The sequence below is a fragment of the Sphaerisporangium sp. NPDC005289 genome, assembly GCF_040607455.1.
GTDB classification, from domain to species: Bacteria; Actinomycetota; Actinomycetes; order Streptosporangiales; family Streptosporangiaceae; genus Sphaerisporangium; species Sphaerisporangium rhizosphaerae.
On record NZ_JBEXGS010000029.1, the window covers coordinates 18,752 to 42,414 of the forward strand.

24 protein-coding genes are annotated in these 23,663 nt (G+C 71.0%); 11 read left to right on the forward strand and 13 right to left on the reverse strand.

The genetic code is table 11. The features are described 5' to 3' along the window. Positions 1 to 11: 11 nt before the first annotated feature. Together ABZT47_RS34830 and ABZT47_RS34835 are read right to left on the reverse strand one after the other, a co-directional pair. Positions 12 to 191 (reverse strand): hypothetical protein, encoded by a 180-nt coding sequence (locus ABZT47_RS34830; protein ID WP_354851907.1) that lies wholly within the window; start codon positions 189 to 191, stop codon positions 12 to 14. Positions 192 to 995: 804 nt separating this feature from the next. Continuing rightward, entirely contained in the window at positions 996 to 1,619 is a 624-nt protein-coding gene (locus tag ABZT47_RS34835; protein WP_354851909.1) for a pentapeptide repeat-containing protein, read from the reverse strand. Positions 1,620 to 1,805: 186 nt separating this feature from the next. Here ABZT47_RS34835 and ABZT47_RS34840 point away from each other — a divergent pair, with 186 nt between their 5' ends. From ABZT47_RS34840 to ABZT47_RS34855, 4 genes are all read left to right on the forward strand, one after another. After that, positions 1,806 to 3,098 (forward strand): extracellular solute-binding protein, encoded by a 1,293-nt coding sequence (locus ABZT47_RS34840; RefSeq protein WP_354851911.1) that lies wholly within the window; start codon positions 1,806 to 1,808, stop codon positions 3,096 to 3,098. 72 nt (positions 3,099 to 3,170) lie between these two features. Continuing rightward, the gene (locus ABZT47_RS34845) at positions 3,171 to 4,058 is read left to right on the forward strand and encodes a sugar ABC transporter permease (protein ID WP_354851913.1); all 888 of its coding nucleotides are present in this window, start codon (positions 3,171 to 3,173) and stop codon (positions 4,056 to 4,058) included. Then, positions 4,055 to 4,930, forward strand: coding sequence for a carbohydrate ABC transporter permease (locus ABZT47_RS34850; RefSeq protein WP_354851915.1), 876 nt, complete (start codon positions 4,055 to 4,057; stop codon positions 4,928 to 4,930). Before ABZT47_RS34845 ends, ABZT47_RS34850 begins: the two co-directional genes overlap by 4 nt. A gap of 93 nt (positions 4,931 to 5,023) precedes the next feature. After that, complete coding sequence (locus ABZT47_RS34855; RefSeq protein WP_354851917.1) at positions 5,024 to 6,340, forward strand: MATE family efflux transporter; 1,317 nt, start codon at positions 5,024 to 5,026, stop codon at positions 6,338 to 6,340. Between the two features lie 80 nt (positions 6,341 to 6,420). On the opposite strand, the gene ABZT47_RS34860 is transcribed toward ABZT47_RS34855, so the two are convergent. After that, positions 6,421 to 7,368, reverse strand: coding sequence for an ArsR family transcriptional regulator (locus ABZT47_RS34860; RefSeq protein ID WP_354851918.1), 948 nt, complete (start codon positions 7,366 to 7,368; stop codon positions 6,421 to 6,423). A 142-nt stretch (positions 7,369 to 7,510) separates the two neighbouring features. On the opposite strand from ABZT47_RS34860, the gene ABZT47_RS34865 reads away from it, so the two are divergent. Then, positions 7,511 to 9,094, forward strand: coding sequence for an MFS transporter (locus tag ABZT47_RS34865; protein ID WP_354851920.1), 1,584 nt, complete (start codon positions 7,511 to 7,513; stop codon positions 9,092 to 9,094). Here ABZT47_RS34865 and ABZT47_RS34870 read toward each other — a convergent pair. The 3 genes from ABZT47_RS34870 to ABZT47_RS34880 form a co-directional block, all read right to left on the reverse strand. After that, positions 9,072 to 9,506: a nuclear transport factor 2 family protein gene (locus ABZT47_RS34870; protein WP_354851921.1), complete on the reverse strand. Its 435-nt coding sequence runs from the start codon at positions 9,504 to 9,506 to the stop codon at positions 9,072 to 9,074. The genes ABZT47_RS34865 and ABZT47_RS34870 overlap by 23 nt on opposite strands. Positions 9,507 to 9,649: 143 nt before the next feature. Beyond that, complete coding sequence (locus ABZT47_RS34875; RefSeq protein ID WP_354851923.1) at positions 9,650 to 10,621, reverse strand: zinc-binding dehydrogenase; 972 nt, start codon at positions 10,619 to 10,621, stop codon at positions 9,650 to 9,652. A gap of 57 nt (positions 10,622 to 10,678) precedes the next feature. After that, on the reverse strand, positions 10,679 to 11,884 hold the full coding sequence (locus tag ABZT47_RS34880) for an MFS transporter (RefSeq protein WP_354851925.1): 1,206 nt from the start codon (positions 11,882 to 11,884) through the stop codon (positions 10,679 to 10,681). A gap of 70 nt (positions 11,885 to 11,954) precedes the next feature. On the opposite strand from ABZT47_RS34880, the gene ABZT47_RS34885 reads away from it, so the two are divergent. Further along, positions 11,955 to 12,446 carry a MarR family transcriptional regulator gene (locus tag ABZT47_RS34885; RefSeq protein WP_354851926.1) on the forward strand — a complete coding sequence of 164 codons (492 nt, stop codon included), beginning with the start codon at positions 11,955 to 11,957 and terminating at the stop codon, positions 12,444 to 12,446. A gap of 61 nt (positions 12,447 to 12,507) precedes the next feature. Here ABZT47_RS34885 and ABZT47_RS34890 read toward each other — a convergent pair whose 3' ends face one another. Further along, positions 12,508 to 12,948: an ATP-binding protein gene (locus ABZT47_RS34890; RefSeq protein WP_354851928.1), complete on the reverse strand. Its 441-nt coding sequence runs from the start codon at positions 12,946 to 12,948 to the stop codon at positions 12,508 to 12,510. A 140-nt stretch (positions 12,949 to 13,088) separates the two neighbouring features. On the opposite strand from ABZT47_RS34890, the gene ABZT47_RS34895 reads away from it, so the two are divergent. From ABZT47_RS34895 to ABZT47_RS34905, 3 genes are read left to right on the forward strand one after another with little or no spacing between them, the layout of a single operon-like run. Beyond that, on the forward strand, positions 13,089 to 13,973 hold the full coding sequence (locus ABZT47_RS34895) for a helix-turn-helix transcriptional regulator (protein WP_354851929.1): 885 nt from the start codon (positions 13,089 to 13,091) through the stop codon (positions 13,971 to 13,973). Next, entirely contained in the window at positions 13,907 to 14,101 is a 195-nt protein-coding gene (locus tag ABZT47_RS34900) for a DUF397 domain-containing protein (protein WP_354851931.1), read from the forward strand. Before ABZT47_RS34895 ends, ABZT47_RS34900 begins: the two co-directional genes overlap by 67 nt. Further along, positions 14,092 to 14,277 (forward strand): DUF397 domain-containing protein, encoded by a 186-nt coding sequence (locus ABZT47_RS34905; RefSeq protein WP_354851933.1) that lies wholly within the window; start codon positions 14,092 to 14,094, stop codon positions 14,275 to 14,277. Before ABZT47_RS34900 ends, ABZT47_RS34905 begins: the two co-directional genes overlap by 10 nt. A gap of 6 nt (positions 14,278 to 14,283) precedes the next feature. Here the strand turns inward: ABZT47_RS34905 and ABZT47_RS34910 are convergent, their stop codons facing one another. The 5 genes from ABZT47_RS34910 to ABZT47_RS34930 form a co-directional block, all read right to left on the reverse strand. Further along, entirely contained in the window at positions 14,284 to 14,511 is a 228-nt protein-coding gene (locus tag ABZT47_RS34910; protein ID WP_354851935.1) for a substrate-binding domain-containing protein, read from the reverse strand. A 917-nt stretch (positions 14,512 to 15,428) separates the two neighbouring features. Continuing rightward, on the reverse strand, positions 15,429 to 15,911 hold the full coding sequence (locus tag ABZT47_RS34915) for a MarR family transcriptional regulator (protein ID WP_354851937.1): 483 nt from the start codon (positions 15,909 to 15,911) through the stop codon (positions 15,429 to 15,431). 17 nt (positions 15,912 to 15,928) lie between these two features. Beyond that, the gene (locus ABZT47_RS34920) at positions 15,929 to 16,792 is read right to left on the reverse strand and encodes an MBL fold metallo-hydrolase (protein ID WP_354851939.1); all 864 of its coding nucleotides are present in this window, start codon (positions 16,790 to 16,792) and stop codon (positions 15,929 to 15,931) included. A 176-nt stretch (positions 16,793 to 16,968) separates the two neighbouring features. After that, positions 16,969 to 18,090, reverse strand: a complete 1,122-nt coding sequence (locus ABZT47_RS34925; RefSeq protein ID WP_354851941.1) for a LacI family DNA-binding transcriptional regulator — start codon at positions 18,088 to 18,090, stop codon at positions 16,969 to 16,971. A gap of 110 nt (positions 18,091 to 18,200) precedes the next feature. After that, positions 18,201 to 18,983: an IclR family transcriptional regulator gene (locus ABZT47_RS34930; protein WP_354851943.1), complete on the reverse strand. Its 783-nt coding sequence runs from the start codon at positions 18,981 to 18,983 to the stop codon at positions 18,201 to 18,203. Positions 18,984 to 19,480: 497 nt separating this feature from the next. Here ABZT47_RS34930 and ABZT47_RS34935 point away from each other — a divergent pair, with 497 nt between their 5' ends. Further along, positions 19,481 to 20,944 (forward strand): benzaldehyde dehydrogenase, encoded by a 1,464-nt coding sequence (locus tag ABZT47_RS34935; RefSeq protein ID WP_354851945.1) that lies wholly within the window; start codon positions 19,481 to 19,483, stop codon positions 20,942 to 20,944. 271 nt (positions 20,945 to 21,215) lie between these two features. Beyond that, complete coding sequence (locus ABZT47_RS34940; protein WP_354851947.1) at positions 21,216 to 22,400, forward strand: MFS transporter; 1,185 nt, start codon at positions 21,216 to 21,218, stop codon at positions 22,398 to 22,400. On the opposite strand, the gene ABZT47_RS34945 is transcribed toward ABZT47_RS34940, so the two are convergent. Continuing rightward, on the reverse strand, positions 22,351 to 23,646 hold the full coding sequence (locus ABZT47_RS34945) for an ABC transporter substrate-binding protein (protein ID WP_354851949.1): 1,296 nt from the start codon (positions 23,644 to 23,646) through the stop codon (positions 22,351 to 22,353). The genes ABZT47_RS34940 and ABZT47_RS34945 overlap by 50 nt on opposite strands. Between the last annotated feature and the right edge of the window lie 17 nt (positions 23,647 to 23,663).

The window sequence follows — 23,663 nt, forward strand, 5'->3', positions numbered from 1 at the left end:
CAGTAGGCGACTTATGTCCGGGCCGAGCGGCCGCGGGGCGAGCGCGGCGGCCCGCCGGGACGCGGCTCGCGCCGGCCGGCCGGACCCGCCGCGGGCCCCGGAAGGTCGGCGGCGAGGCGCTCGGCCTCGTGGTGCAGCGCGGCTATGAGGAGGAGTTCGAGGCTCAGGTCTTCGAGGTCGACGGTTTCCATCTGCGTCTCCCGACGTGAGGTGCCTTGCCGGCCCGGAGGTCGTCCGCGAGGTCGGCGCTCGGGGAATCTTACCTTCCGTGATGGCAGATCGCAGTCGTGGCCAGGGTAGATCACTCTTTGTAGGTAACGGGCGAACCGAAATCGGCGTTTGAGCAGGCAGGTTGCCGGGAGCGCCGGAGGAAGCGCCTGGCCCCGTCGTCGCTCCGCCATCGATCTCCTGCCGTCCGGTCGTCCGCCACTGCCCGGCTGATCGTCTCTCGTCCCGGGAACGTGCCAAGCGGAGGTGGCCCGCATCCTGGCCCGGCGTCTTCCCTGTACGTGATCAGAGCAGGGTAACCAATACGGTCACAATTACGGAAGGTGGTATTTCGTGAAAATCTACCTATTCGGCGACGGGTGCCAGGGTGCACGGTGGCCTTGACATGCCTGCATCGGCCCACTGCCAGGAAATCACGATTCTTCCCCCGAAAGCCTGTTGTCCCGAAGCGCGGCGTTCGCCAGCCTTCATACATGCGAATCGTGACGGGAAATGAGCGGGACGCGGTGCTTGGTGGAACACTTGCGTGTTGGCCGAGCCCTCTCGCCGGGGAGGCGAGAGCCGCCGGCGGGTGACCGCCGGGCGTGCGGAACGTCCCCGGCGGGGCCTCATCGAAGGCCGGCCGCCACGACGGCCCGTGTCCCGCGTGATGGGCGAGGTCACCTCGGAGGGGTGGAGACCGGACCCGGGGACATGCGGCCCGCGAGCTCGGGTCCCGGCGCCTATGGTGCCGACGACCCGGGCTCGCCCCCGCCGTGGACCACGGGTCAGCCGGAGCGCACGTCCAGCCCGAGGGCGGTGGCGATCAGCACCGCCTGCGCGAGGTCGACCACGGCCCCGCGCAGGTTGACGCTCAGCGGGTCGAGCGAGGACAGGTCGCTGCCGCGAAGGTCGCATCGGGACAGGTCGGCGAGCCGCAGCGAGGCGCCCGACAGGTCGGCCCGCTGGAGCGTGGCGCCCTCCAGCCGGGCGCCGGTGAGGTCGGCCTCGCGCATGCGCACGTCCGTGAAGGAGACGCCCCGCAGCTCGGCGCCGGACAGGCGGGCGAACGACCAGTCGCCGCCGTCGACCTTCAGCAGGTCGAAGGAGCAGCCGTCGAACTCGCTGCCGACCATCTTGCACCCGGTGAAGGCGGCGTCGAAGAAGTTGCACCGGGTGAAGGTGCAGTTGAGGAAGGCCGCGTCGGTGTGCCGTGAGGCGTTGAACCGCACGCGCCGGAAGGCGCAGCCGGAGAAGACGGCGCCCTGGTCGATCATCTCGGTCATGTCCACGTCGACGAAGGCCACCTGGTCGTGCCGCTCGCCCATCACGTCCCGCCCGTCCCAGTCGTCGGACTCGATGGAGGTGAGGATCTCGGGCGCGGGACGGTCGCCGGTGGTACGGGAGCTCATGGCAGTGCCTTTCCGTGTGGTTCGCGCGGTGGCGGGGCCGCTATATGGAGACGTTATTCGCACACCCTTGACGGTGCGGGTTGTGAGATGGGTTGATTGCGTACTGACAACGTTGTCACCTTGGGCCTGGTACACGGGGGCGGGCTTACGTGCGACAGCTCCTCGAACCGTGAAGGGACCAGAGCAATGCGACGACGCTGGATGTCGGCCGTCGCGGTGACCGTGGCAGGCCTCCTGTCCCTCGCCGCCTGTGGCGGCGGTGGTGACGAGAAGGGCACCGGCGCCGATGGGAAGACCGCGAACAAGCAGGTAGAGGTCTTCTCCTGGTGGACGGGCCCCGGTGAGGCCGACGGCCTGAAGGCCATGCGCGAGATCTTCCAGAGGCAGAACCCGAACCTGTCGTTCTTCGACGCCGCCGTGGCCGGCGGCTCGGGCGACAAGGCCCGGGCGCTGCTGTCCAGCAAGCTGCAGGCCAACCAGCCGCCGGACACCTTCCAGGGACACGCGGGCGCCGAGCTGCAGGGCTACATCAAGGCCGGCAAGCTGGAGCCGCTGAACTCCCTCTACGACGAGCTCAAGCTCAAGGACGTCTTCCCGCAGCAGCTCGTGGACCAGATCACCTACGAGGGCAACGTCTACTCGGTCCCGGTCAACATCCACCGCTCGAACGTTCTGTGGTCCAACCCCAAGGTGCTGAAGGACGCGGGCATCTCGGCCGCGCCCAAGACCATCGAGGAGTTCATCGCCGACCTCGAGGCCGTCAAGAAGACCGGCAAGATCCCGCTGTCCATCGGCTCGGAGTGGACCGTCGTCCACCTGATGGAGAGCGTGCTGCTCGGCTCGCTGGGCACCGACGGCTACAACGGGCTGTGGGCCAAGGGCGCCGACTGGTCGGGCCCGAACGTCACCAAGGCGCTCACCGACTTCAAGACGATCCTGTCCTACGCCGGTCCGCCGCAGGACGACTGGCAGCCCGCCGCCAAGCAGGTCGCCGACGGCGCCGCCGCGTTCAACATCATGGGCGACTGGGCCTACGGCTACTTCCACAACGCGCCGGACGGAGGCCTGGGCAAGAAGTCCAAGGAGGACTTCGACTGGGCCGCCTCGCCGGGCACGGACGGCACGTTCATGTGGCTGTCGGACAGCTTCACCCTGCCGAAGGGCGCGCCGAACAAGGACGGCGCCCTCGCCTGGCTCAAGGTCGCGGCGAGCAAGGAGGGCCAGGACGCCTTCAACCCCAAGAAGGGCTCCATCCCGGCCCGCAAGGACGCCGACAAGAGCCTCTACCAGGACTACCTGGAGTGGGACCTCGGCCAGTGGGCGAACGACAAGCTGGCCGGCTCCATCCAGCACGGCGTGGTCGCCAACGACGCCTGGAAGACGGCCATCACCGAGGCGGTCGGCCTGTTCCTGCAGAGCAAGGACCCGGCCAAGCTGCAGCAGGCCCTGGTCGAGGCCGCCAAGACCAACAATCAGTGAGTTGATCTCTTACGGCTCGCGCCCGCGTCGCTCTTCAGGCGCGGCGGGCGCGGGCCTTCGCTGGGGGTAAGTGTGTCGCGCGTCCGCAGATGGCTGCCGGGTCTGCTCCTGGTCACGCCGTCGATCATCGCGATAGCGGTCTTCGTGTACGGAATGCTCGGCTGGAACTTCAAGCTGGCCATGACCGACCGGCACGACGAGATCTCCGCCGGGAAGTTCGTGGGCCTGACGAACTTCGTCTCGTTGTGGGACCAGGAACGCTGGGGCATCTCGGTCAGGCACGCCATCGTGTTCACCGTCGTGTTCGTGGGCGGCGCCCTGGCGCTCGGCTGGCTCCTGGCGTTCCTGATGGAGAAGGGGATCAGGGGTGAGGGCGGCTTCCGCGCCATCTACCTGTTCCCGATGGCCATCTCGTTCGTCGCCACGGGCGTGGTGTGGCGCTGGCTGATGAACAGCGGCCAGGACGCGCAGGCGGTGGGGCTGAACCGGCTGTTCGACGCCGTCGGGCTGGGGTTCCTGCAGAACGAGTGGTTCCGGGGCCAGGACTGGGGGATGGCGGCGATGGCCATCCCCGCCGTCTGGCAGATGTCCGGATATGTCATGGCATTGTTCTTGGCCGGGTTCCGCGGTGTGCCGGACGAACTGCGCGAGGCCGCGCGGGTGGACGGCTGCAAGGAGTGGCAGGTCTACCGCTACATCGTCTTCCCGTTCCTGCGGCCGGTCACCCTGTCCGCCCTGATCATCCTCGGGCACATCTCGCTCAAGGTCTTCGACCTGATCGTGTCGGTGTCCGGCAAGCAGATCATCACCGACGTGCCCGCCGTCTTCATGTGGGTCGCCGTCTTCGACGCCCACGACCCGGCCAAGGGCGCCACGATCGCCGCCTACATCGTCCTGACCGTCGCGGTCTTCGTCGTGCCCTACCTCGTCTGGAACGCCCGCAGGGAGAAGCGCTCATGAGCACGGCCGTCGCGGCCCCGTCCAAGACCCGGCACCAGGCGCCGCCGGCGGCCCGCCGGGCCCGCTGGCCGCTGTACCTGCGGTTCGCGCTGCTGCTCATCTTCGTCCTGGTCTTCCTGATCCCGATCTACGTCCTGCTGGTCACCAGCTTCAAGCCGCTGACCGAGGCCGATCCGAGCCAGGCGTGGAGCCTGCCGAAGGTCTGGACGACCGAGGCGTGGCAGGTGGCCTGGGAGAAGCTCAAGCCGGGCATCGCCAACAGCTTCCTGCTGGCGGTCCCCGGGTCGCTCATCTCGGCCGCGCTCGGGGCGATGAACGGGTTCGTCCTGTCCAAGTGGCGCTTCCCGGGCGCCGACGTGGTGTTCACGCTGTTCCTGTTCGGCATGTTCATCCCGTACCAGGGGGTGATGATCCCGCTGGTCCAGCTCATGGTGGATCTGGGGGTGTACGGGGGCATCCCCGGGCTCGTGCTGGCCCACGTCGTCTACGGCATCCCGATCTGCACGCTGATCTTCCGCAACTACTACGTGACGATCCCGGACGAGCTCATGGAGGCGGCCAGGGTCGACGGCGCGGGGATGCTGCGCACCTTCTGGTCGATCGTGATCCCCGTCTCCGGGCCCGCGGTCGCCGTGGTGATCATCTGGCAGTTCACCTCGATGTGGAACGACTTCCTGTTCGCGGTGTTCCTCACCGGGCCGACGTCCTGGCCGACGACCGTGATGCTGAACAACATCGCCGGCGCGCAGACCGTCCCCTACAGCCAGCAGATGGCCGCCGCCATCCTCGCCTCGATCCCGACGATGGTGGTCTACGTGCTGCTCGGCCGCTTCTTCATGCGCGGCCTCATGGCCGGCGCCCTGAAGGGCTGACGCGGTGTAAGTGGCATTGCCGCTTGAAGACCCTTACGGATAGGGTCGGCGTGTAAGTGGCGAGAGCCGGTGCCGATCCTTACCGGAGGGCGCATGACCGCGCATGCCGATCCGGCCGGGTCCACGCTGCGGCAGCTGATCAGGCTGGCCTTGCCCGCCCTCGGCGTCCTGGCCGCGGAGCCGCTCTATCTGCTCGTCGACACGGCCGTGGTCGGCCATCTCGGCGCGGTGCCGCTCGCGGGACTCTCGGTCGGCGCGATCGTGCTGGCGCAGATCGCCACCCAGATGACGTTCCTGTCGTTCGGCACGACCGCGCGCGCGGCCCGGCTGCACGGCGCGGGCCGCCGGGCCGACGCCGTTGCCATGGGCGTGCAGGCGACGTGGCTCGGCGCGATCACCGGGCTGGCGCTGGTCGTGGCCGGGCAACTGCTCGCCGGGCCGATCGCCCGTCTGCTCACCGGTGACGACCAGGTGGCCGAGGCCGCGGTGAGCTGGCTGCGCATCGCCCTGTTCGGCGCCCCGATGATCCTGGTCACCATGGCCGGAAACGGCTGGATGCGCGGCGTGCAGGACATGCGGCGTCCGCTGCGCTACGTCCTGACGGGCAACGCGATCTCCGCGGTGCTGTGCCCGGTGCTGGTGCACGGGCTCGGCTGGGGGCTCGACGGCTCGGCCGTCGCCAACGTGGTCGCGCAGCTCATCTCCGCGAGCCTGTTCGTGCGGGCGCTGGTGAGCGAGGGCGTGCCGCTCGCGCCGGTGCCCGCCGCGATGCGCGCCCAGCTCGGCATGGCCCGCGACCTGGTGCTGCTCGGGCTGGCCTTCCAGGCGTGCTGGGTGTCCGCCACCGCGGTGGCCGCGCACATCTCCACGGCGGCGGTCGGCGCCCACCAGGTGGTGTTCCAACTGTGGATGTTCCTGGCCTTCGTGCTCGACGCGCTGGCCATCGCCGCGCAGGCGCTGGTCGGAGCCGCGCTCGGCGCGCGGGACGGAGAGCGGGCGCGCCGGCTGGCCTGGCAGGTGGCCGGCTGCGGGCTCCTCTTCGGGACGGTGCTCGGCGTCGTGTTCGCCGCTCTGGCCGGCACCCTGCCCCACGTGTTCACCGCCGACGCGGCCGTGCTGGCGGAGATGCCGCGCGCGTGGTGGTTCTTCGTCGCGCTGCAACCGGTCGGCGGCGTCGTGTTCGCCCTGGACGGCGTGCTGCTGGGCGCCGGCGACGCGGCGTACATGCGCACCGCGACGCTGTGCGCGGCGGCGCTGGGGTTCCTGCCGGTGGTGTGGGCGTCGCTGAGCCTCGGCTGGGGGCTGGTCGGGATCTGGTCGGGGTTGTCGCTCTTCCTGCTGATCCGGATGACCACCCAGCTGGCCCGTCTCCGATCCGGCCGCTGGGCCGTACTCGGCGCGATCCGCTGACCCGCTCCCGGACGGCGGACGGCGGGGGACGGACGCCGGGGGACGGACGCCGGGGGACGGGGCCGCGGGACGGGGGCCGGTCAGGCGCCTTCGGACAGCGCGTCGCCCAGCGGGGTGCGGTGGTACAGCACCGAGCGGCCCACCCGCGTGCCGGTGATCAGACCGGCCTCGCGGAGCGCCGCCACATGGTCGCCGGTCCCGCCGACGCTCATGTCGAGCAGGGCGGCGAGCTGCGTCGTGGTGGCGGGCAACCGCAGCAGGATCGCCGTCCGGGTGGCGCCGATGAGCCGGGTGAGCCCCCGCGGCGCAGCGTGCTCCGCCGCGATGCCCCGGGCCTGGTAGACCAGCGCGTACGGCCAGGCGTCCTCCAGGTACGCACCCACCCCCGGTCCGAAGACGGTGGGGACCAGCAGCAGCCCCCGGCCGCCGAGCCGGTGCCGCTCGTCCTTCCCCGCGGCCTCCATCCGCACCGCGATGTGGCCCGGGCCGTCGGCGGCGCACCAACGCACCCGCGGGTCGAGGTCGTCGAGCGCCGCCGCCCACCCGTAGGCGGCCAGGCGCCCCGCGCGGTAGGCGACGTCGCGTTCGAGGATCGCCTGGAAGCGCGGCCAGCCGGGCGCGAGGATCTCCTCCCACGTGGCCCGCAGCACGTCGGCCAGCAACTGGACGATGTCGGGCCGGTCGAGGACGGCCAGCGCCTCGGGGGAGGGCGCAGGGCCGCCGTGCAGGTTCCTCGCGATCTCCTCGCGCGCTTGGGCGAGGGGCGTGGCCCGCATCACCGCCAGCTCGTCGTCGAAGGCGACGTTCACCCCGGCCGGGGGCGGGGCGATGAAGTCGGCGTTGTACTCGCCCCGCCGGAACAGCGGGACCAGCGCTCCGAGCGCGGGCAGTCGCGCCAGCAGCCGCTCGTAGGCAGGCCGGTGCCGTTCCACCCACGGCCGGTGCACCCCCGCCTCGTACCGGCCGGACAGCAGCCACAGGGCGTGCATGGTCTCGATCAGCCGCGAGACCGCGAACCGACTGGTCATCACATCCTGCGGACTGACCTCGACCCGGATCACCCTCCCCACGTCACGTCCCCCTCCCACGCCCGTTCGATGACCTTTCGGTTATTTCCGAAACCTTAGCCATGGGCTGGCGGAGGCCGCAGCATCGTGGCGGGAGGTGGCGGTGACCGGGACAGACCACACGCGACGGGCGACGTTCGGCCAGGTGTTCGCCGTGCCGGAATTCCGCGTGCTCTTCGGGAGCTTCGCGTTGCTGGTGGCGGGCGACACGGTCAAGATGCTGGCGTTCGCCGCGCTGGTGTACGGACGGACCGGTTCGGCCGGTCTGTCGGCGCTCGCCTACATGAGCGGGTTCCTGCCGTACGTGCTCGGCGGGACGTTCCTGCTCTCGCTGGCCGACCGGATGCGTCCCCGGCGGCTCATGATCGCGGGCGAACTGGTCCGTGTCGCGGTCTGCCTGGCCCTGGCCTCCGGCGGGATGCCCGTGTGGGCGATGCTGCTGCTGGTCGTGGTCACCGGGACGCTCAACCCGGTGTTCGGCGCCGCGCGCACCGCCACGCTCCCGGAGTTGCTCCCCGGGGACTCCTACGTCCTCGGCCGCTCGGTGCTCACGATCACCTCCGCCGGCGCGCAGATCGGCGGCCTGGCCGCCGGGGGCGCCGTCCTGTCCCTGGCCGGCCCCGGGGGAGCCCTGCTGATCACCGCCGCGCTGTCCGGGGCGGGCGCCGTCCTTCTGCGGCTGGGCCTGCCCGACCACCCGCCCCGCGCGGCCGTCCCCACCGCCGTCCCCTCGTCGCCGAGCAGGGCCGAGACCGCGGCGAGCGGTACGGGAAGCGTTCTGGATCGGCCGTCGGCGGAGAGCACGGAGATCAGTGGCGGCGGGGCGGGGGTCGGTGGCGGCGGGGCGGAGGCCGGTCGCGGACGGCACGGGGCAGGGCACGCAAGGCGGGACCTGGGGGCGGCCGGGGGGAACGCGGTGCGGGCGTCGCTGCGGGTCAACCGCCGGCTGCTGGCCGACCGGCGTGTCCGCGCGCTGATGCTGTGCAACTGGATCCCGGTGATGTTCGTGGCCGGCGCCGAAGCCCTCGTGGTCCCCTATCTCAACGAGCGAGGCGCCCCGTCCCAGGCGGGGTTCGTGCTCGCGGCGTTCGCGGTCGGGATGGCGCTCGGAGACCTCGTCGTCGGCAGGTTCGCCGCGCCGGCCATGCGCGAACGGCTCTCCTTCCCGCTCGCCGTGGCCTCGGGGGTGCCGCTGGCCGCCTTCGCCGCGCGGCCCTCGCTTCCGTGGTGCCTGGCGCTCGGCGTGCTGACCGGGGCGTGCCTGGCCTACAACCTGGGGCTCCAGCGCCGGTTCGTGGACGCCGCGCCGCCGGACGCCCTCGGCCAGGCGTTCGGCCTGTTCACCTCCGGCCAGATGACCACGCAGGGCCTCGGCGCCGCGCTGGCGGGCGCGATCGCCTCGCTGCTCCCCGCGCACCTCGCCATCGCGGTCATCGGCGGCGCCGCCGTCCTCGCGGCCCTCGCCCTCGCTCGCCACCTCCGCCCCGAGCACGCAGAGCCGGCACGGTCCGCGGAACCCGGACGACCCGTGGAGCCTTCAGGGCCCGGACGACCCGTGGAGCCTTCAGGACCCGGACGGACCGCGGGGTCCTCACGGCCCGCACGGTCCGATCAACCCGCGGACGCCGCCCCGCCCGTCCAGGCCGGTGAGGGTGGGGCCGCGGTCATCGAGGTTGGGAGAGGCTGAGCCGGGCGCCGAGACAGGTGAGAAGTTCCAGCTGGTCGTAGTAGATGCAGTGCATGGTGATCAGGCCGTTCCGGAAGGCCCGCGTACTGCACCCGCGGATGGTCACTCCCCGCCCGGTGGCTTCGATCACCTCGCCGTCGGGCATGAGGAACGGCCCGTTGTGAGTCCCGGTGAGGATCCATTCCATGATCACGCAGTCACCGCAGAGCAGCTTGTTCCACGGGGTCAGCTGGAGATCGGGGAAGGCGTCCAGGAAAAGGGCCCAGAAGGACCCGATCTCGTCGCGGCCCTCGCCCTTGCCGCTGGGCGACATGTAGAACGCGTCCTCGGTGTAGCAGCGGGTCAGCGCGCCGAGGTCGTGCTTGTTGATCGCGTCGACCATCCGGCTGGTGACTTCCTCGAAGTCGGACATCGCGAGCCCCCTTTTCCTCGCGTCACCTGTCACGGTACTCCGCCCGCCCCGGCGCCGCCCGACGGGAAGACCCGCCACCGCCCCCTTGGGCAACCTCATCGTGAACCTCAGGCCACCGGTGGGAAAAGCCGCTCTCGTGAACCTCAGGGCAGCAGCAAAGCCTTGCCGGGGACCTCGCGCGCCTCGATCGCCGCGTGCGCCTCGGCGGCCCGGACGAGGGGGAAGGTGCGGCCGATGACCGGTTCCAGCCGGCCCGCCGCCGCCTCGGCCATGGCCCGCTCGGCCAGCCGGTTCCGCTCGGCAAGACCGAGCTGCACGTCCTGGATGCCGCGAACGGTGATCTGGCGCCGGCCCGCCTCCGCCGGATCGATCGCGCTGAAGCCGCCGCCGGCCGCGCCGTGCGCCGAGAAGCGGGCGCCCGGGGCGGCGATCGCGAACGCCGCCTGCCCGATCCGGCCGCCCGCGCCGTCGAACACCACGTCGGGGCCGCCGCCGGTCACCTCCCGGACGTGCTCGGCCCAGCCGGGCTCGGTGTAGTCGACGACGACGTCGGCGCCCATCCGCTGGGCGAGGTCCAGTTTGCGCTCCCCGCGCGCCGCCGCGGTCACCCGCGCCCCGGCCGCCCGCGCGAGCTGGACGAGCAGGATGCCCATGCCGCCGGCAGCCGCCGTGATCAGCACCCGATCACCCGGCTTGACCTCGGCCGCGTCGAGGACCGCGAGCCCCGTCACGCCGTCGTGCATGAGGGCCGCCGCCCACATGGGGTCCAGGCCGTCCGGGACGGCGAGCAGCGCCTCCGCCGGGACGGCCACCCGCTCGGCGTACCCGCCCTGGGAGTCCGGGGTGCAGGCCGCGACCGTCCGGCCGGCCCAGGCGGCGTCCACGCCCTGGCCCGTGGCGCTCACCCGCCCGGCCACCGCCCCGCCCGGCACGTACGGCGGCTCGATCGCGAACCACTGCCGGGCCGTCCCGGAGCGGATCTGCGTCTCGACGAACAGGGTGTCGGCCGCCGCGACGTCGATCACGACCTGTCCCGGCTCCGCCACCGGATCGGGCACCTCCGCCGCCACCAGCACCTCGGGGCCGCCGAACCGCTCCACTCTTACAGCGCGCATGCCGCCACTCCCTCTCATGGGACGACCGTCGTCCGAGGGGCAGTCTCGAACTTCAACTCAAGGTGAAGTCAACTCCGCCGTCGCCTCGGCGGGCGCTCGGCGCACGTCCGGCAGCGCGAGCACGGCCAGATTGGCCGCGGCGACCAGGACCGCCCCGGCGACCAGCGGCGCCGCCGTGCCGGTCACGGCCGCGACCGGCGCGGCGACGGCCAGGCCGAGTGGCCGGGCGGCGAAGGAGATGAGCCCGTCGAACGCTCCCACGCGGCCCAGGGCCTCCTCCGGGATGCGCTGCTGCAACGACGTCTCCCAGAGGGGGGTCAGCACGCCGAGGCCGAACATGGCGACGCAGTAGGCTCCGGCGACCACCGCCAGCGGCATCGGCGGGCCGAAGGCCGCCAGGGGGAGCGCGTAGGCGGCGGCGCCGACCGCGACGGCCGCGAGCGGGCGGCGGACCGGCAGCCGGGGCGCGGCGTAGACGCCCACCAGCAGGCCGACGGTGCCGAGCTGGGTGATCAGCACCCACGAGGCCTCACCGCCGAGATCGCGCACGGCGATCAGCGGGCCGAGCGTCAGCAGGAAACCGGCGGCCAGGTGCCATACTCCGTGGCCGAGCACGCTGGCCAGGAACCACGGGTGCCGGCGGGTCTCCACCCATCCTTCGCGCAGGTCGGCGAGGAACGACCCGCGCGGGCCCCGCCGGACGGCGCGGGCGGGGCGCAGCCCGCCGAGCGTCAGCGCGGAGACGGCGAACAGCCCGCCGGTGAGCAGCGAGGACCAGCCCGGGCCGAGAGCGAGGACGAGCGCGCCGGCCGTGGCGGGAGCCACCACCTGGGCGAGCCCCTGGGCCACGCCGATGCGCGCGTTCACGCGCAGCCGCTCCTGATCGGCCACCACGGCCGCCACCAGCGTCCGCACCGCGGGCGTCCCGAGGGCCAGGCCCGCGCCGGTGATCGCCGACAGCACCGCGATGTCGGGGATGCGGACCACGCCCGCGAGCAGTTCCGCCGCGACGCCGAGCTGTGCCGCGCCGCGCACCAGGTCGGCCGCGAGGACGACCCGCTGCGGAGGGAAGCGGTCGGCGACCACCCCGGCGACCGGGAGCATGAGCAGCATCGGGATCATCTCGCAGGCGAGGACGAGCCCGAGGTCGCCGGCGGAGCCGGTGGCGCGGACGACCGCGAGGGTCAGCGTCGTCGGGATCAGCGCGGTCGCCAGGGCCGCGATCGTCCGCCCGACGAGCAGGCGGCGCACAGGTGAGCTCATGGGCCGAGAACATATTTCGCTAGCTAATCTTTTGTCAACGAAATACTTGTCGGCGTAGCATACTTACGGGATGGAGGACTCCGTCGATCGGCATCTGGCGCGGTGGCGCGACAAGGCGCCGTTCGACGAACGGGTCGAGGCGATCATCACGCGCATCCAGCTCCTGGGACGCCACGTCGCGCACGCCAAGGACCGCGCGCTGGCCGAGGTCGGCCTTCAGGGGTTCGAGTTCGAGACCCTGCACCGCCTCGTGGCCCGGGGCGAGCCCTGGCGGGCGACGCCGTCCGAGCTGGCCACCGAGCTGATGGTCTCGCCGGCCGGCATGACCGGGCGCCTCGCGACCCTGGAAAACGCCGGCCTGGTCCGCAGGCTGCGCGGCGTCGAGGACCGCAGGCGCGTCGACGTCGAGCTCACCGAGCAGGGGCACGCCCGGTGGTACGCCGCCATGGAACTGCGCGGCACCGCCGAGGACGGCATGGTCCACCCCCTGACCCAGGCCGAGCAGGACACCCTGATCGCCCTCCTTAAACGCATGCTCATCCAAGCCGAGTCCACCCGCTGACCCACCGCCCCTTCGACGCGAGCCTGACCCTCGACGCCCCCCCACGAAGGTGCGGCCGGTGTCAGAACTTGACCTCGCACCAGACGGCCCGCCCGTCGGCGTCCTCGTCCACTCCCCAGCGCTGCGAGATCTGCTCCACCAGGAACAGCCCCCGCCCACCCTCGCCAGAGAGGTCCTCGGAGACCCTGGGCGTGGTGTCTGCTCCCGCGTCCCTGACCGTCAGTCGGACTGTCTGATCTCGCTGTGCCAGCGTGATACCGATGAACCCGCCATGCCGCGAGTCGGAGTGAACGATGGCGTTCGTTGCCAGTTCCGACGCCAGCAGGGTGACATCGTCCAGGGCGGGATGTCCGTCTCCCAGCGTCGCCTGCACGAACGCCCGCGCCACCGGCACGGAAGCCTCCGTCCCCACCAGATCCAGTGATCCCCACGATTCGGGTACGTCGTCCGCGACCATGATGAACCTCGTTTCGCCGTCGAGGTGACACGTGGACTCCCTCACGCCTTGTGGGACTCCCTGTGCCATCTGCCGATTCCTCCTCCAGGATTGGCCGGGTTTGATTACCGTGTGCATTCAATCGATTGCACTTTGAACACACGATCTGGTGCGTCGTGGGTGCCACGTCGTAAGGAGGCAAGATCATGCCGCTGCCGGTCGAGCTGAACCCAGAAAGTTCGCTATTGGCCCGTTTTGGCTATGAAGTGCGGCGGCAGCGATTGGCGGCAAATCTCACCCAGAGGCAACTGGCGGACAAGGTCATGTTCTCGACCAGCATGGTGGGAATGGTGGAGCGGGCGGCGCGTAAGCCGGAGAAGGCGTTCGCTCGGCGATGTGATGAGATCTTCCAACTCGACGGCGTCCTCATGGGGTTGTGGCTCATGGCCTACAGATGGAAGGACGCCGCTCCTCTGTGGTTCCGCCATGGCCTGCAAGCCGAACAAGAGGCGACGGCCCTGCGGACGTGGGATCCGCTTCTCTTCTTCGGTCTCATGCAGACCGAGGGCTACGCGCGTCACGTGCTGGCCGGGGAGCCGGGGATCACTGCCGAAGTGCTGGAACAACGCCTCGCCACACGACTGCAGCGCCAGACCGTGCTGTCGAAGTCTGAGCCTCCCCATCTTTGGGCGATCATCGATGAAGGGGTGCTGCGCCGCCCTATCGGCGGCCCGAAGGTGATGCGCGAGCAGTTGGCCTATCTGCTGGAGCTGGCCGAGCGTCCGAAGGTGAGCATTCAGATACTGCCCTATTCGGCCTCATCGACGTGCGGGCTGTTGAGCGCCTTCGTCATAACCGAGCTTCCTGGAGACTGGACAACCGTATGGGCGGAGTCTTCTATACAGGGCAAGGTGACCGACGAACCTGACATAGTGCGATCGATCACCACTCGGTACGACGCCTTGCGGGTGGAGGCGCTTCCCCAGTACATGAGCTTGGGGATCATCAAAAGGGAGCTGAAGAGATGGACTGGAGCACGGTGGTGTGGCGGAAGTCATCGAAATCCGGGTCGGATGGAGGGTCGTGCGTAGAGGTCGCTACAGGGCCGATCGGGACGATGGGGGTTCGAGACAGCAAAGTCGCCGGGGGGCCGGTCGTGGTGGTGACCGCCGAGGAGTGGCGGGTGTTCCTTGCCGGGGTCGTGGCCAGATGGAGTTGAACGCGGCTGTATGGCAGAAGTCATCACGATCCGGTTCGAGCGGCGGACAATGCGTGGAAGTGGCTGGCCTGGTCGGGCGGGTGGCGGTCCGGGACGGCAAAGTGGCCGGGGGGCCGATTGTCGTGGTGAACCCTGAGGAGTGGCGAGTGTTCCTCGCCGGGATCAAGTCCCGGTAAGCGAGGTCATGCTAGTGGGGGGAGTTCGCCGGAGCCTCGGGGGATGAGGGTGGGGAGGCGGATGCGTTCGACCGGGCCGGTCTCGCCGGTGAGGCGCCGGAACAATAGTTCAGCGGCGGTGCGGCCGAGGCCGGCCGGGTCCTGGGCCACCACCGTGATCGCCGGGTTCAACAGGTCGGCGAGCCCGAAGTCGTCGAAGCCCACGATGGCCGACCGGACGCCTCCGACTTGCATTCGATCAGTCCGGGCATGAAACGGGTAGATCGTTATTGTGGCCGCAGAAGGAGTACGCCATGGCGATCCGCAGAGTCCGGTCGCGTCGATTGGAGACATAGTCGACGAGGAAGGCTGAGCTGTAACCACTGGCGTCGCCGGTCTGGTGGGAGAGCTGTAGCACCAGTTCGGTTCGTGGCTGTACCGATGAATGCCCGGACGAACACGTCTGGGTGACTTGACGGTTGCCTTCGGACAGGCCCATGTGCCGGAGGGTCGCGGGATCTCCGCCGTTTCCAAAGGAATCGTCGTTCGACGAGCCGTCGTGGGGGAGGAGCGCGAAATCTTCGAGCCGTATCCCCCCTCGCGGGTTCTCTAGGCGCACATTTCTCACTGTGATCGGTCCAGGCCGGTCCAGGCACAGGCGGAGACCTCCATATAAATAAGGTCGCCCGGGTGTGCTCGTGTGCATACCTTCGCCAATGATGCTGCCTCCTTCGCCGAGCCATCTGAGCGGAGGTCTTCCCTGATTGACGTCCGCAGAGCCTGATGTCGCGATCAGTGCGATGCATACCAGAGCCGTGCGGACGTTTCCCATGTGCAGTGACTCCTTCAGCCGCCCCATAAAGTATTGTGCCGAGGATCGGCCGTCGCATCTTGTGTATCGCGATTCTCGCGGAGTGGACGACGTCGCTGGGGGGCTTGACCTTCGGACTCCAGGGGTACGTGATGGGGTTGTAGTCCGCAATGGCAAGGCGTACAGGAGGCCGGCGGGGGCGCTGGGAAGTAACGGGTCCTATGCGGACCGTGACTCGTTCCCGCCGAGTTGGAACGTCAGCGCCAACAAGCGCGATTTGAATCGCGTCCGTTCGGTGGTGAATCGCTTGGCATCTTCGTGTCCGTCCCATTCGAGCAGACGGTAGGGGTCCTTGGGGGAGTCATAGGCACGATCCGCGGCCCTCGGTGTCGCCGACGATCGTGAGAAGCATGTGACGCAGGGCCTGGACCTGGTCCTGGCCGAAGCCGTCCAGGACTGAGGCCTCGACGGCGGCGCAGGCCTCGGCCACTTTCGAGCGCACGGCCTCGCCGTCGTCAGTGATCACGGGGATGCGAAGGCGGCGGTCGCGGGCGTCGCTGTGGCGCACGATGAGGCCCCTGCGTTCGAGCCGATCCAGCTGGCTCATCAAGGTGGTCTTGTCCAGCCCGAGGGATTTGCCGAGTTCGCCCTGGGTGAGCCCGGGGGCCTTATCGAGGGCGCTCAGCACGATGTAGTCGCGCAGCGAGAGCCCGTGCTGCTCGGCCACTTCACCGGTCGCGCCGCGCATGCGCTGAGCCGCCCGGTGCAGCAGCCAGGTGATCTCGGATTGGACGGAGGGGCTCGGGCCGACGACCTCGGTCGCCGACGACGGCAGGCTTCGCATCCAAGAACCGTACGTCTTCAACGGGACCGCGCCGCGGCCTCGGGTGTCAGCAGAGGGATGCCGTCGTAGCAGCCGAGGTCATGCGCGGGGACGATCCGCATCAGGCCGTCCAGGGCGATCATGCGGAGCAGGTCCTGGCGCAGCTGGTCGGGATCGCTGTCGGCGAGTCTGCTCAGCAGCCACGGCCGTTCGACCCGCCGGCGGATGCCGTCGATCTGCCAGGTCAGATCGCCGATGAAGGCGTACCGCTCGCCGGACGGCACGGTCACGAATACGATCACCGAGCCGGTCGTGTGGCCTCCCGCGAGAACGATGACCACCGAGCCGTCACCGTACACGTCGTAGCTCGACGGGAATCCGAAGTAGGACCGGCCGTCGAACCCGTACTCGTGTATCTCGTGCCCCGGCGACACGTGGCGGTAGACCTTCCCGTCCGGGTCCTCGGCGGCGTACCGCCGCTCGTTCGCGTTCATCCAGACCGGCGTGCCTCGCAGGCTGTCGAGGCCGCTCGCGTGGTCCCAGTGCGAGTGGGTCAGCAGCACGCCCAGCAGTCTGCCGCGGTCGTAGCCGGCGGCGTCGAGCTGCTCGCTGACCGTCCGGCCCACCTGATAGGGAGCGCGCACGAACCGGGGAAGCATCGCGACGTGTGCCGCCACGTCCGCGCCGAAGCCCGCGTCGATCAGCAGATCCCCTTCCGGGTGCCGCACCAGGACCGCGGACGCGGCGAAGTGGCGCTTGTCGCGGAACGATCCGCCGCGGAAGGCGAGGGCCGCCCGGGTCTCGTACGTGCCGGTGGGCAGGTGGTAGACGGCCATGTCTGCGGGTGGGTGAGCCTCGGGCAGAGGTCGCGTCCAGGTGGCGGGCTTGGCGAGAGATGGCATGCCGAGATCGTATGACTCAAGAAAGTCTGAGACAAGAATTTCTTCGTGGCAAACTTCCGGGCTGAGACGATCGCGATGGTCCTCGACATCACGGTGCGGCAGTGTGCGCCCGCCGGCTCTGCTCGGCGGCACCTGACGACTTCACCGAGGCCTTGGGCAAGGCCGGGTGTACGGAGTCAGGGGGGCGGAAGTTCGCCTGAACCTCGGGAGATGAGGCGGGTAGGGAGCCGGATACGCTCGACCGGGCCGTTCTCGCCGGCCAGGCGGCGGAACAGCAGCTCGGCGGCCGTACGGCCGAGGCCGATCGGGTCTTGGGCCACCACGGTGATCGCGGGTGTCAGCAGGTCGGCGAGCTGAAAGTCGTCGAAGCCCACGATGGCCGGACGCGGAGTCCCTCCGCCGTGCTGCCCTCCGCCGTGCTGCCCTCCGCTGTGCCGGCCTTCGCCGGGGTGGGTGACGTCGCGGTGGAGGCCGGATGGGGCGGCGAACAGGGTGGCCAGGGCGCGTAGGACGGCCACGGTGAGCTGGCCGTTTCCGGTGAACAGGGCGGTCGGCGGGTGGTCGAGCGCCAGCGCGCCGGCCAGGGCCGCGGTCACCCGGGTCTGCTCGGGAACGCCCATGGAGACCAGCGCCGGGTCGTAGGGCAGGCCGGCGGCCTCCAGCGCCTCGCGGTAGCCGCGCAGCCGTTCCTGGGCGGTGAAGATGGCGGGCTGGTCGCCGAGGAAGGCGATGCGGCGGTGGCCGTGCGCGATGAGGTGGGCCACGCCCGTCCTCGCGCCTCCCTCGTTGTCGCACAGCACGGTGTCCACCTCGACGGCGGGGCCGGGGGGACGGTCGGCGAAGACGGCGCGGATGCCCGCGGCCAGCTCGGGGGCGAGGTAGCCGTGGTCGTACCCCGCCGGCACGATGACCAGCCCGTCGACGCGGCGGGCGCAGAAGGCCAGCACCAGTGCGCGCTCGCGTTGCGGGTCCTCGCCCGAGGAGCCGGTGAAGACCAGGGAGCCGTTGCGCAGCGCGACGTCCTCCACGGCGCGGCTCAGGCCAGAGTAGAACGGGTCGGCGACGTCCTCGATGATGAGACCGATGCTGGCCGTGCGCCCTCGCCGGAGCACCCGGGCGCCGTCGTTGCGGCGGTAACCGAGCAGCTCGATGGCCTGGCGCACCCGTTCGGCGGTCGCCGCGTTGACGCCCGGCTCGTTGTTGACCACGCGGGACACCGTCTTGAGCGCGACGCCTGCCGTGGCCGCGACGTCGTTCATCGTGGGCCGCCCGCGCCTGGTCTCTGCCACGCTCCGCATCATTCCGTATCGGAGCGCGATGTGACAACGTTGTCACGAGCTCTGACCGGGGCGTCAGACCCCGAAGTGACGTCGCCGCCGGGGTCCGATGGTGCCGGGATGTGGGAGGTTCAAAGGGCCGAGGGGTGGGGGCCGGTGGTGGTGTGCAGGTCGGCCTCGACGCGGGCGGCGGTGGCGAGCAACGGGGGAAGCAGGTCGCGGCGGGCGGACTCCACGGTGGTGCGGCTGGCGTGCGAGGAGAGGTTCACGGCCGCGACGACCTGGCCCGCGCGGTCGCGGATGGGCGCGGCGATCGAGCGCAGGCCCTCCTCCAGCTCCTGGTCGACCATGGCCCACCCCTGGGCCCGCACCCGTTCGAGTTCGGCGGCCAGCGCGTCGCGGGAGGTGATCGTGCGGGAGGTGCGCCGTTCGAGGTCGGCGGAGGCGAAGTAGGCGTCGAGGTCGGCGGGCGGCAGCCAGGCGAGCAGAACCCGTCCCATCGAGGTGCAGTGTGCGGGGAAGCGCGTGCCGATGCTGATGGTCACCCGCATGATGCGCGTGGTCGGGACCCGGGCCACGTACACGATGTCGCCGTCGTCGAGCACCGAGACCGAGGCGGACTCGTGGACCTCGGCGACCAGCCGTTCCAGGTGGGGGAGGGCGACCTCGGGCAGCGACAGGCCGGACAGGTAGGCGTACCCGAGCTCCAGCACGCGGGGGGACAGCGCGAACAGCCGGCCGTCGGTGCGGACGTACCCGAGCTCGACCAGCGTGAGCAGGAACCGGCGCGCCGCCGCGCGGGTGAGGCCGGTGGAACGGGCCACTTCGCTCAGCGTGAGCTCCGGATGCGCGGCGTCGAAGGCCCGGATGACCGCGAGCCCGCGGGCCAGCGACTGGACGTACTCCTCCGCCATGGTCAGGTCCCCTCTCGCGGTGACCGTTATACCAGCAGGCGTACGCGCGGCCGCTCATACCAGCGGATGTCGGGGCGGCCGCAGGGGATGCGGCGACGGTGTGCGGGGCCGATGGTGGTGCGGGTGGCCGTGGGCGAGGTGCGCGGTGGCGGGTGCCGAGGTGCGCGGTGGCGGGTGCCGGGGTGCGCGGTGGCGGGTGCCGGGGTGCGCCGGGCGGCGGGGCAGGGGTGTCCGTGGTCGTTCGTGGTTCGTCGTTCGGGTGCCGAACGCATGTTCCGCGCTTACGGCGAGCATCTCCTGCGTAGCGACCGAAAGTGCGGTGGCGACGGGTGTTTTCGGACATTGACGCGGTTTGGTCGCAGGGATAGCTTGCACTGACACGTTCGTTCTGCGGAATCCATGTTCGCAGGGCGAACGAACGTTGACGGCCCCTTGGAGCGCCTGCGGCGGGCGGCGGTGCCGGCTCAGCGACAGAGCACCACGGAAAGGCGTTGACCATGGAATTCCTCGACCCGAAGATCTGGTCCGGATCGGTCTACGGCGGCAGCGGCTGGACGGGCTCCCAGGCCGGCGACGCGGCGGTGATCGAGCCCGCCACCGGCAAGGAGATCGGCCGCGCCGGGATCGCCGGTCCCGCCGACATCGCGACGGCGGCAGGGCAGGCCGCGCGGGCCCAGCGCGCGTGGGCCGCCGCCTCCTTCGAGGAGCGCGCGGCCGTCCTGCGCAGGGCCGGCCGGCTGTTCGAGGACCACGCCGCCGACATCCAGCACTGGCTCGTCCGCGAGTCCGGCTCCATCCCCGGCAAGGCCGCCTTCGAGACCCACGTCGCCGCGCAGGAGTGCTACGAGGCCGCCGCACTGGCCTCCCAGCCGCCCGGCGAGATCCTGCCGACCGCGAAGCAGCGCCTCAGCCTGGCCCGGCGCGTGCCGGTGGGCGTGGTGGGGGTGATCGCGCCGTTCAACGCGCCGCTGATCCTCGGCATCCGGTCGGTCGCCCCGGCGCTCGCGCTCGGTAACGCCGTGGTGTTCAAACCCGACCCGCGCACCGCCGTCTGCGGCGGCGTCGCCATCGCCCGCGTCTTCGAGGAGGCCGGACTGCCGGCGGGCCTGCTGCACATGCTGCCCGGCGGCGTGGACGCCGGCGAGGCGCTGGTCACCGACCCGCGCGTCCGCGTCGTGTCGTTCACCGGCTCGACGGCGGCCGGACGCAAGGTCGGCGAGCTGGCCGCGCGGCACCTCAAGCGCGTCCACCTGGAGCTCGGCGGCAACTCCGCGCTCATCGTCCTCGACGACGCCGACGTGGACCTGGCCGTCTCGGCCGGCGCGTGGGGCTCGTTCTTCCACCAGGGGCAGATCTGCATGACCGCGGGACGGCACCTGGTCCACGCCTCGGTCAAGGACGAGTACGTCGAGCGGCTCGCCGCCAAGGCCGACCACATGCCGGTCGGCGACCCGGCCACCCAGCAGGTCGCCCTCGGCCCGCTCATCGACCGGCGGCAGCGGGACAAGGTCCACGCGCTGGTCACCGGCAGCCTCGACAGCGGGGCCCGCCTCGCGGCCGGCGGCACCTACGAGGAGCTGTTCTACCGCCCGACCGTGCTGACCGACCTGACGACGTCCGCGCCCGCGTACGCCGAGGAGGTCTTCGGCCCGGTCGCTCCGGTGATGCCGTTCTCCTCCCTGGAGGAGGCGGCGTCGCTGGCAGGGGACAGCGAGTACGGGCTGTCGCTCGGCATCCTTACCCGCGACGCGATGAAGGGTCTGGCGCTCGCCGACCTCATCCCCACGGGCATCGTCCACATCAACGACCAGACCGTGGACGACGAGGCGGTGGCGCCGTTCGGCGGCGTCGGATCCTCCGGGACCGGGTCGCGGTTCGGTGGCACCCGGGCGAACATCGAGGCGTTCACCGACACCCAGTGGGTGACCATGCAGGGCGACATCGCGCGCTATCCGTTCTGATGGCCACCGATAGGCTCCGGGGTCTATGAAGCCCCCGGCCGCCCCCGGCCCCGGACCAGAACGCGAGCGGACGCCGGACCCCACCCCGGTCGGCCCCGACGCCGGACAAGAAGGCGAGGGGACGCCGGAGTCCACCTCGCCCCCCGGTTCCGGACAGGAACGCGGTCGGGGGTCCGAGTCCGCTTCGACGCCCGGTCGCGGACCAGGAGAACGCGAGCGGACGCCCGCCCCGCCGGCCGGGAGCGGGCGTCCGGCGGCGGGTGTGCTGCTGGTGGCGGGTTTCGTCCTGGCCGCGCTGAACCTGCGGCCCGCGCTCGCCGGCGTCTCGCCGCTGCTGAGCGAGATCATGGCCGACCTCGGCCTGACCCCGGCCGCCGGCGGGGGGATCACCACGGTCATGGTGGTCTGCCTCGGCCTGCTGGCTCCGGTCGCCCCCGCCCTGGCGGCCAGGGCCGGGCTCGACCGCACGCTGCTCATCGGGCTGCTCATCCTGGCCGCGGGCACCCTCGTGCGCGGACTCGGCGGCGTCGTGACCCTCTACGCCGGGTCCGCCATCGCCGGCACCGCCATCGCGATCATGAACGTGGTGATGCCCGGGGTGGTCAAGCAGCACTTCCCCGACCGCGTCGGCCTGTTCACCGGCGTCTACGTCTCGGGCCTGGTGACCGGCGCCGCGTCGGCCTCGGCGCTGATGGTGCCGATCGAGCAGCGGTACGGCTGGCGCGTGGCGGCCTGCTCGGTGGCCGTCCTGGCGCTGGCGGCGGCACTGCTGTGGGCGCCGCAGGCGTTCGGCCGGCTCGCGCGCGGCGGGCGCGCCGGCGCCGGGCACCGGCCGTACGCCGCGCTGCTGCGCAGCCGCGTGACCTGGTACGTCATGACCTTCATGGGCGTGCAGTCGCTGACCTTCTACATCCTGCTCGCCTGGCTGCCGACGATCTTCCGCGACTCCGGGTTGCCGGCGGACCAGGCCGGCTACCTGCTCGCCCTGACCAACCTCGCACAGCTCGCCGCCACCCTGACGGTGCCCTCGCACGCCGGCCGGGCCCGGTCGCAGGCGCCGCACATCGTGGCCGCCGCGCTGCTGACGGCCGCCGGGTACGTGGGCGTGCTGTTCTGGCCGGCCACGGTGCCGTGGCTGTGGATGATCATTCTTGGGGTGGGGCAGGGAGCGTCGATCGCGCTCGCGCTGCTGATCATCGCGCTGCGGGCGCCCGACCCGGCCTCGGTGACCGCGCTGTCGGCCGTGGCCCAGTCGTCGGGCTACCTGCTCGCCGCGCTCGGCCCCTTCCTGATCGGGCTGCTGCACCAGCTCTCGGGCGGCTGGACGGTGCCGCTGGCCGTCGGGCTGGCGGCGTGCGGGCTGCAACTGGTCTCGGGCGTGCTGGCGGGGCGCCCGCCCGCGCCGCTCACGGATTCGTCGGGGCCAGGTCGGCGCCGAGGGGGACGGCCGGGTTGAGGCTGTTGTCCACGACCATCATCTCGTAGGGGAACCGTCCGACGCCCCTCTTCCACTGCACCCCCACGGGCTGCTGGACGGCGACGCCCGGCACCGGCCCACGGGAGAAGTCCAGCACGCCGGACATGCCGGAGTAGTTCAGCGTCCTGAGCCGCGCGGCGACGGCCTGGCGGTCCCGCGGCGAGTCGACCTTCGTGAACGCCTGGTGGGCGATCTCGAACAGCGAGTAGACCGAGCCGAGGGTCTGCAGCCACTGCCGGCCGCTGGCCGACTGGTAGGCCTCGGCGAGGCTCTTGGCGCTCTCGCCGTCCAGCGAGGAGGTGTTCGGCATGTAGGGGCCCCACCAGGAGTCGGTGGCGATGTTGTCCACCAGGCCGCCCAGGGGCAGCGTGTCGGAGGGGAACAGCAGGACCTTGGCCACCGTGGCCAGCCGGGGACGGAACCCCTCGCTCGCCGCCTGCCGCCACATGCGGTTGAAGTCGGGGGTCAGCGGGGCGTTGATGAAGATCTCGCACCGCTCCCGCCGGAACTTGGCGATCATCCGGGCGAAGTCGCGGCCGTCGTTGTAGGCTCCGCCGTCCACCCAGGTGTATCCCGCCTTCTCGATGATCGCCGGCCAGGCGCGCCGGAAGGCGTTGCCGTCGGCGTCGTCGGGGAACATGCCGGCCACCACCTTGTTGGTGGGGACCCGGTTCCACATCGGGACGAAGCACCCGCCGAACTGGTCGACGCCGAGGAAGAACATCGTCGTGTACGTGAAGGGGCGGGGGTGGGCGGCGTCGGCCTGGCGGGAGAAGTACCAGGCCTCCCAGGGGACGACGGTCGCGACGCAGGGGATGCCCTGGGCCTCGCACACCGACGCCACCGGGTTGGTCGTCTCGGGGGCGGAGCTGGTGAGGACCATGTCGGCCCGGTGGTGCGCGATGAGCTCACCGGCCGCCCGCGCGGCCAGCCGGGGGTCGGACACGCTGTCCTTCACCACGATCTCCACGTCGTACCTGCGGCCGCCGACGGTGAACCCGTTGGCGTAGGGCGGGGTCTGGCGGACGCGGTCCACGACGAAGTCGTCTCCGGAGGCGAAGCCGGCGAGCGCCCCCGACCGGGGGCTGACGAAGCCGATCACGATCTTTCCGCTGTCGGTCCGGATCTCCTCGCCGGGCGCGCCGCAGGCGGCGCCGGCCGCGGCGAGGGCGCCAAGGCCCACGCCCTTGAGTAAGGCGCGGCGGGGGAGGGACGATCCGTGCATGCATGCCTCCGATATCG

Excerpts from the sequence above, each read along its gene's own strand:
- ABZT47_RS34945 (WP_354851949.1), bottom strand. The coding sequence starts at position 23,646 with ATGCACGGATCGTCCCTCCCCCGCCGCGCCTTACTCAAGGGCGTGGGC.
- ABZT47_RS34885 (WP_354851926.1), top strand. The coding sequence starts at position 11,955 with ATGGAGGACTCCGTCGATCGGCATCTGGCGCGGTGGCGCGACAAGGCG.
- ABZT47_RS34880 (WP_354851925.1), bottom strand. The coding sequence starts at position 11,884 with ATGAGCTCACCTGTGCGCCGCCTGCTCGTCGGGCGGACGATCGCGGCC.
- ABZT47_RS34905 (WP_354851933.1), top strand. The coding sequence starts at position 14,092 with ATGGAGTTGAACGCGGCTGTATGGCAGAAGTCATCACGATCCGGTTCG.
- ABZT47_RS34840 (WP_354851911.1), top strand. The coding sequence starts at position 1,806 with ATGCGACGACGCTGGATGTCGGCCGTCGCGGTGACCGTGGCAGGCCTC.
- ABZT47_RS34855 (WP_354851917.1), top strand. The coding sequence starts at position 5,024 with ATGACCGCGCATGCCGATCCGGCCGGGTCCACGCTGCGGCAGCTGATC.
- ABZT47_RS34920 (WP_354851939.1), bottom strand. The coding sequence starts at position 16,792 with ATGCCATCTCTCGCCAAGCCCGCCACCTGGACGCGACCTCTGCCCGAG.
- ABZT47_RS34910 (WP_354851935.1), bottom strand. The coding sequence starts at position 14,511 with ATGCAAGTCGGAGGCGTCCGGTCGGCCATCGTGGGCTTCGACGACTTC.
- ABZT47_RS34900 (WP_354851931.1), top strand. The coding sequence starts at position 13,907 with ATGGACTGGAGCACGGTGGTGTGGCGGAAGTCATCGAAATCCGGGTCG.
- ABZT47_RS34830 (WP_354851907.1), bottom strand. The coding sequence starts at position 191 with ATGGAAACCGTCGACCTCGAAGACCTGAGCCTCGAACTCCTCCTCATA.
- ABZT47_RS34930 (WP_354851943.1), bottom strand. The coding sequence starts at position 18,983 with ATGGCGGAGGAGTACGTCCAGTCGCTGGCCCGCGGGCTCGCGGTCATC.
- ABZT47_RS34895 (WP_354851929.1), top strand. The coding sequence starts at position 13,089 with ATGCCGCTGCCGGTCGAGCTGAACCCAGAAAGTTCGCTATTGGCCCGT.
- ABZT47_RS34935 (WP_354851945.1), top strand. The coding sequence starts at position 19,481 with ATGGAATTCCTCGACCCGAAGATCTGGTCCGGATCGGTCTACGGCGGC.
- ABZT47_RS34925 (WP_354851941.1), bottom strand. The coding sequence starts at position 18,090 with ATGCGGAGCGTGGCAGAGACCAGGCGCGGGCGGCCCACGATGAACGAC.
- ABZT47_RS34875 (WP_354851923.1), bottom strand. The coding sequence starts at position 10,621 with ATGCGCGCTGTAAGAGTGGAGCGGTTCGGCGGCCCCGAGGTGCTGGTG.
- ABZT47_RS34870 (WP_354851921.1), bottom strand. The coding sequence starts at position 9,506 with ATGTCCGACTTCGAGGAAGTCACCAGCCGGATGGTCGACGCGATCAAC.
- ABZT47_RS34850 (WP_354851915.1), top strand. The coding sequence starts at position 4,055 with ATGAGCACGGCCGTCGCGGCCCCGTCCAAGACCCGGCACCAGGCGCCG.
- ABZT47_RS34835 (WP_354851909.1), bottom strand. The coding sequence starts at position 1,619 with ATGAGCTCCCGTACCACCGGCGACCGTCCCGCGCCCGAGATCCTCACC.
- ABZT47_RS34915 (WP_354851937.1), bottom strand. The coding sequence starts at position 15,911 with ATGCGAAGCCTGCCGTCGTCGGCGACCGAGGTCGTCGGCCCGAGCCCC.
- ABZT47_RS34860 (WP_354851918.1), bottom strand. The coding sequence starts at position 7,368 with ATGACCAGTCGGTTCGCGGTCTCGCGGCTGATCGAGACCATGCACGCC.